Raw genomic sequence first — 5,756 nt, 5'->3', positions numbered from 1 at the left:
GTAAGCATCCGGCGAAGACCGCGCGCGGGTCATTTTCGGCTCAGGCGGCTTGATCAACGTTCCGGATGGCAGAGCGCCAATTCCATGGCAGCAGTTCGTCGAGCCTTTGGACGGGATGCTCGGCGATGCGCGCCAGAACGTCGGCGAGCCAGGCTTGCGGATCGACGTCGTTCATCTTGGCGGTGACGATCAGGCTGTACATCACCGCCGCCCGCTCGCCGCCGCGATCCGAGCCGCAGAACAACCACGACTTCCGACCTAAAGCGATGCCGCGCACGCCACGCTCCGCCGCATTGTTGGACAGGCAGATGCGGCCGTCATCGAGGAAGCGGGTAAATGCGCTCCAGCGCTTGAGCATGTAGTCCATGGCCTTGGCGACATCGTTGCTGCGCGAGAGCTTGGCGCGTTGTGTGCGCATCCAGGCTTCCAGATCGGCCACGAGCGGCGCGCTGAGTTCCCGGCGAACTGCCTGGCGCCTTTCGGCGCTCTGACCGTTGATGGTCCGCTCGATCTCGAACAGGGCGTCGATCCGGCGGACTGTTTCCAGCGCCAGCGGCGAGATCACTGCCGGCCTCTTGCCCTGAGCCTTGCGACGCGCATTCTCGGCCAGATCAGCCATCACGAAGAACGGCCGCCGGGCATGGACCCAGCACGCGGCTTCCAGGATCGGACCTGCGTTGCGGCCCGGTTCGTAAAGCCTGCCATAGCCGCCATAGGCATCGGCCTGGAAGATTCCGCTGTAGTTGGCCAAGTGAGCCTGGGGATGCTCGCCGGCCCGATCGCGCGAGTAATAGAACACCGCGCCCGGCGGGGCCTGCCCTCCAAAAGGCTTGTCGTCGCGCACATAGACCCAGATCCGGCCGGTGTCGGTCTTGCCTTTGGCCAGGACCGGAACCGTGGTGTCGTCCCCGTGCAATCGCTCGGCGCTCAGTACGTAGGCCTCGAGGCGCTTGAACAAAGGTGCCAGCGCCGCGGTGCAGCCGCCGACCTGGTCGGCCAGGGTCGACAGACTGATCGGCACGCCCTCCTTGGCATAGCGCTCCGCTTGCCGGTTCAGCGGCTGATGTTGACCAAACTTCTCGAACAGCACCATCGCCAGCAGGCTTGGCCCCGCCCAGCCGCGGGCAAGCACATGGAACGGCGCCGGAGCCTGGCTGATCTTCTCGCAATCACGGCAAGTAAACTTCTCGCGGACGTGCTGGATCACTTTCCAGGATTTCGGGATCACCTCCAGCGTCTCGGTGATGTCCTCGCCGAGCTTGGACAGCCGCGCGCCGCCACAGCAGGCGCACGCCACAGGTCCCGGCACGATCACCCGCTCGCGAGGTAGATGCTCCGGGAACGGCTGGCGTGACGGCCGCTTGCGCGTGAACGACGCCACCTTCGTGGTTTTGGCCGCGGCCATTTCGGCGGCGAGTTCGTCCTCCGTCGCCGAACTCTCCAGCTCCTCCAGCGTCAGTTCAAGCTGATCCAATAGCCGCGCGGTACGCTCCGAGCGCGGACCATGGCGGTCGCGGTTGAGTTTCTCGATCTGCAGCTTCAGATGGGCGATCAACGCCTGGTCGTCGGACTGCCGGGCACGGGCGGCCGCAGCCTCCGCCCGAGCAACGATCAATGCCGCTTGCAGCGTTTCGATGTCGTCTGGCAGCGATTCAAGGCCGTCACCCATGGCCCCGATGGAATCACAAAAGAGGCGATTTGAGGCGTCTTTTCTTCCGCACCTCAGAACTTTTTTGAGCCTATCCTGCGCTCTGTGGCCGCCACGTGTGCTGCGGATTGCGCCAGTCGATCGCCTCCAGCAGATAACTCATCTGCGCCGCGCTCAGCCCCACCACACCGCCCACCGTCGCCGGCCAGACAAAACGGCCACGGTCCAACCGCTTCGCGTAGAGCGACAATCCAATTCCATCGTGCCACAAGGCCTTGATCAGCGAACCGCCGCGTCCGCGGAACACGAAGACATCTCCGGCGAACGGATCGCGACCAAGGCTTTCCTGCACCAATAATGACAAACCCTGCATGCCCTTGCGCATGTCAGTGTAGCCGGTCGCAATCCAGATGCGTGCGCTCGAAGAGACTGGGATCATCGACGCTCCAGAACCTGCAGCACCCGCGCCAGGGCGGCCGCATCGACGCCCGCATCGACAATCACCCGACGATCCCGGCCAACGACGATCACCATCTGCCCGCTCGTCGCTGTGGCAGCAACCGCCGGCTCGACCTCAGCGGCAAGGACGACCCGCGCAAAGCCGGATTGCTCGCTTTGAGGGCTGATCGGCTCGGGACCGAACGAGCGCCGCCATGTCATCAGCAACGAACGTGATATGCCATGGCGTCTTGCTGTCGACGATATCGCGCGCGGCGCTTGAAAGCTTTCGGTCACGATCCGCAGCTTTTCGTCATCCGACCAGCGTCGCCGGCGACCAGTCTCGACCACCTCAAGCCGTTCAAGCTGAGTACTGCGCTTATGGCTGTCCATAAGGACTGTTACGCACCAATTGGACTAATCCAACAAGGCGGCCCTCGCCGGAGGGAGACGTTCATGATGGCACTTCGCGCTTAGATCAACTCGTCGCGAGACGGATTGCGCTCGAGACTGCGCGTAGCGATGAGGCGCAAGCCTCCAATCTTCGCTACCTGAGAACGCAAATTGAGAAGGTCACCAATACAGGCGCCACAGCCTCGCAAGATTGGGAGCCACTGCCGCCCAAACAGTTGCGAGAATTCTGCGATGAAATCGAGACGGTTCTCGAGGAATGGAAATGGGAGGGTGAGGGCCGCGTCGAGTTTGACGAGGCTGAATACGACATAAAGGTGGACGGCCAGCAACGGCAATCGCACGGCAAGGGCGTTCGCGCAGTACTATACTCCGCATTTGTAATCGGACTTTTGCGATATTGCTACTCTAAGGGGCGTCCTCATCCCGGTACTGTCGTAATCGACTCGCCACTCACGAGCTATAAGAAGGGCAAGTCCGACGGGGCTGGAGACGTTCCGGTTAGCACTGGAATCGAGCTCGCATTTTGGGCATCCCTTCGCCGCACGCAGGTTGGAACTCAGATCATCATCATAGAGAATAAAGAGCCACCGCAGAGTGTGGCCGCTTCTGTGCGCTATGAGTGGTTTGCTGGGAAGAATGCTCAACTTGGAGAGCGCAGAGGCTTCATTCCCGCTCCAGGCTAACGTCTCGCTCTACGCATAGTGGGAAGCAAAAAACACTCTGCTTGCATGGAGTAAATTGCGATGTACCTCCTCTATTGCGACGAGACAAATATTGAGGAACGCAGGGGCGATTTCTTTCTTTACGGGGGTATCAGCATCCCCCCGGAAAATTGCGCATCTCTATCGCGTCGTATTGATGAGATTCGTGAGGCAGCCAAAGTACCCACCAGGTTTAAGCTGAAGTTCCTCCCTGCCCCCGACGGCATGAACCACGAAGCATTCATTGAACTCAAAAAGTCGGTTGTCGCCGCGACAATTGCATCTGGCGCAAGACTACTTGTCTCAGTCATACTTCATGACATCGCGACAACTCCCGATGTTGCGCGGCGCAACGCAATCAACACGCTGTGTTACCATTTCGACTGCTTGCTGAATCGATACAAATCAACCGGCCTGGTTCTTATTGATCGATTTTCCGACAAGCAGATCGACGGTCATTTGGTAGAGAAATTTTCGGTCGGAGTGACCGGGTTACCTCACACTAGCCAACTCAGGTTGTCGAACATTGTTGGATTTCACTACTCGGCAATCGGTCAGTCACACTTTTCAAGCTTAATCGACATCCTCGTCGGATCGCTCCGATTTGCGATCAACGCTCATACGCGCGACCAAAAGCAAAATCTTGCAACTGCATCGAAAATTCTTGAAGGCATTCAGCCACTTTTTTTCAGAGAGAAAGAAACTTCCCCCATCTCCGAGTTGAGCTTCTTCTTCAGTCCGAAGACAATCAGAGTGGAGAGCTATCGAACTAAGTACGAAAATCTCAAGACTTTCTTGAACACCGGCGGCATCAATACAGCGCAGAACATTCTGGCGGGCTAGATGCGCGAGGGAATTGATCTCGGCTGGGCCAATTCGTCTCGCCCAAAACAGGCTATACCCACTCCAGACGCAACCGAGGTACTTCGCGTTCGCTAGTACGTAGCGACGGAGCAGGCGGCACGACGCCTCCCCCTACCCCCGAAAATCAATGCTCCGCAGCACGATCCCCGGCGGCGTGCCCTCGAACTCCGTCGCCTGATACTTCCGTCCCGCGCAGGCTTCGATGCGCTCGCGCAGGCGGATGAACTGGGCTTCGCGCTCAGAAGGCCTGGCGCGCGGGCCGCGCTCGAGGTCGTCCATCGCGGAGGTCGAGATTGCGCAGGGGACCTCGTGCGGGCCGTCCTGCATCGAGAACTGAACGATTCCGCGGTCCTGTTCGTGGCCGATATAGCGGCCGGTCGTGAGCATCATGGGTCACTCCTTTTACTGTGCGCGGCGTCCCGGCCTGGTGCGCAATTGCGCACCGGAGCCAGTACCCATTACCCCGGTCAGTGTTGTCGAAGCGCGCTGTGGCACAAATATCCGCAACAACTCACTTCGGTGGTTATGGGTCCTGGCTTTCGCCAGGACGACGGCTGTGTGGACGCGCGAGTCTCGCGCAACGCCCGCGGCCGGCGTTTAGGTCTCGCCACTCAGCCTGACGAAATCGTCGAACAGCGCGGCCACCAGCGCGCGGTGGCGGGTGTCTTCGTTGGGCAGGCTTGCGGCATAGAGGTTGAGCAAATAGCGCGCCTTCACCGCGGCTTCCGGCCACGACATGGCGGGCGCTGTCATCATGCGGTTTTCGAGATCGGACTCGCGCTCGCGCAGCTCCCTGATATTGGTCTCGACCTCGGCCAGCGCCCGGCGCAGATCAGTCGCCTTTTGGGCGGCCATGCCGCGATGCTTGTCGAGATCGACCGGGATGTCAGTCATGGAACGGCGCTCGCATTTGCAATTTGCGCATCTGCGGCTTGCGCGTCCGCGAGGTCGACCGAGCCGATCGACAGCAGCTCCGTCGCGCCATGCACGCCTTCGGACGGCACCGTGATCATGGTGGCGATGCGGCGCCAGGATGCGAACGACAGGCCCTCGATCATCTCCTCGTCGGTGACGACCTCATAGCCGCCTGCGGGGAGCTGGCGCTCGATGCCGCGGATGCGGACCGGATGCTTGAATGTGATGGTTTCGCGCCGCGAACGGATGGTCATGAAAGCCTGCCTTTCGCTGGTCAGGCCCCAACCGACGCCGCGAGGGCGAGCATGCGCCCGTTGCGACGCAATAGCCAGCATTATCATCACCGCAGCGCGTGCGCGGCGTTTAAGCCCTCGCTATTGGCGGGGTGCAGGCGTAGGCTCGCGCATTATCGTCAGCGGCACGAATGAGTATGGCAGCGCCAGTCTCGGCCGCAGTGACGCAAGCGTCGCGGCTTGTGCGATCAGACTTGTGCGAACAGGCTTGCGCGGACGGATGCTGCAACCGGTCGAACCGAACGAATTCGAACCCCCACAGGAGACGGACGTCATGGCCAAGGGACAGCAACGCACCAATCGCGAAACCAAGAAGCCGAAGAAGGACAAGGCCAAGGTGATCGCCGCGGCACCGAACCGCAAGGACGCCGCCTGGCAGCCGGATTTCGGGCCGACGAAGAAGAAGTAGGAAGTTGAATTAAAGCGATCGCCGCGGAGCAGGTGTGCTCCCTCTCCCGCTTGCGGGGGAGGGTTGGGGTGGGG

Annotated in this window: 8 protein-coding genes; 2 read left to right on the top strand and 6 right to left on the bottom strand. The window is 60.8% G+C overall.

Annotated elements, in window-relative coordinates; genetic code table 11:
* Window positions 1–40: 40 nt before the first annotated feature.
* The 3 genes from tnpC to tnpA all read right to left on the bottom strand — a co-directional run bounded on the left by tnpC (window position 41) and on the right by tnpA (window position 2,479).
* The gene (gene tnpC, locus UB31_RS18310) at window positions 41–1,669 is read right to left on the bottom strand and encodes an IS66 family transposase (RefSeq protein ID WP_044999807.1); all 1,629 of its coding nucleotides are present in this window, start codon (window positions 1,667–1,669) and stop codon (window positions 41–43) included.
* A gap of 70 nt (window positions 1,670–1,739) precedes the next feature.
* Window positions 1,740–2,087, bottom strand: coding sequence for an IS66 family insertion sequence element accessory protein TnpB (gene tnpB, locus UB31_RS18305; RefSeq protein ID WP_044999806.1), 348 nt, complete (start codon window positions 2,085–2,087; stop codon window positions 1,740–1,742).
* The gene (gene tnpA, locus UB31_RS18300; RefSeq protein ID WP_044999804.1) at window positions 2,084–2,479 is read right to left on the bottom strand and encodes an IS66-like element accessory protein TnpA; all 396 of its coding nucleotides are present in this window, start codon (window positions 2,477–2,479) and stop codon (window positions 2,084–2,086) included. The genes tnpB and tnpA overlap by 4 nt, the downstream gene beginning before the upstream one ends.
* A 764-nt stretch (window positions 2,480–3,243) precedes the next feature.
* On the opposite strand from tnpA, the gene UB31_RS18290 reads away from it, so the two are divergent.
* On the top strand, window positions 3,244–4,044 hold the full coding sequence (locus UB31_RS18290) for a hypothetical protein (protein ID WP_045011906.1): 801 nt from the start codon (window positions 3,244–3,246) through the stop codon (window positions 4,042–4,044).
* Window positions 4,045–4,176: 132 nt separating this feature from the next.
* Here the strand turns inward: UB31_RS18290 and UB31_RS18285 are convergent, their stop codons facing one another.
* The 3 genes from UB31_RS18285 to UB31_RS18275 form a co-directional block, all read right to left on the bottom strand.
* Entirely contained in the window at window positions 4,177–4,455 is a 279-nt protein-coding gene (locus UB31_RS18285) for a DUF1488 family protein (RefSeq protein WP_045011905.1), read from the bottom strand.
* 207 nt (window positions 4,456–4,662) lie between these two features.
* Window positions 4,663–4,959 (bottom strand): hypothetical protein, encoded by a 297-nt coding sequence (locus UB31_RS18280; protein WP_045002271.1) that lies wholly within the window; start codon window positions 4,957–4,959, stop codon window positions 4,663–4,665.
* Window positions 4,956–5,234 (bottom strand): hypothetical protein, encoded by a 279-nt coding sequence (locus tag UB31_RS18275; RefSeq protein ID WP_045002270.1) that lies wholly within the window; start codon window positions 5,232–5,234, stop codon window positions 4,956–4,958. The genes UB31_RS18280 and UB31_RS18275 overlap by 4 nt, the downstream gene beginning before the upstream one ends.
* A 313-nt stretch (window positions 5,235–5,547) precedes the next feature.
* Here UB31_RS18275 and UB31_RS42835 point away from each other — a divergent pair, with 313 nt between their 5' ends.
* Entirely contained in the window at window positions 5,548–5,682 is a 135-nt protein-coding gene (locus tag UB31_RS42835) for a hypothetical protein (protein ID WP_283806019.1), read from the top strand.
* The last annotated feature ends 74 nt before the right edge of the window (window positions 5,683–5,756 follow it).

Origin of the sequence: Bradyrhizobium sp. LTSP849 (assembly GCF_000938255.1) — a bacterium.
GTDB lineage: Bacteria > Pseudomonadota > Alphaproteobacteria > Rhizobiales > Xanthobacteraceae > Bradyrhizobium.
This window is presented reverse-complemented; position numbering and strand designations above follow the sequence as displayed.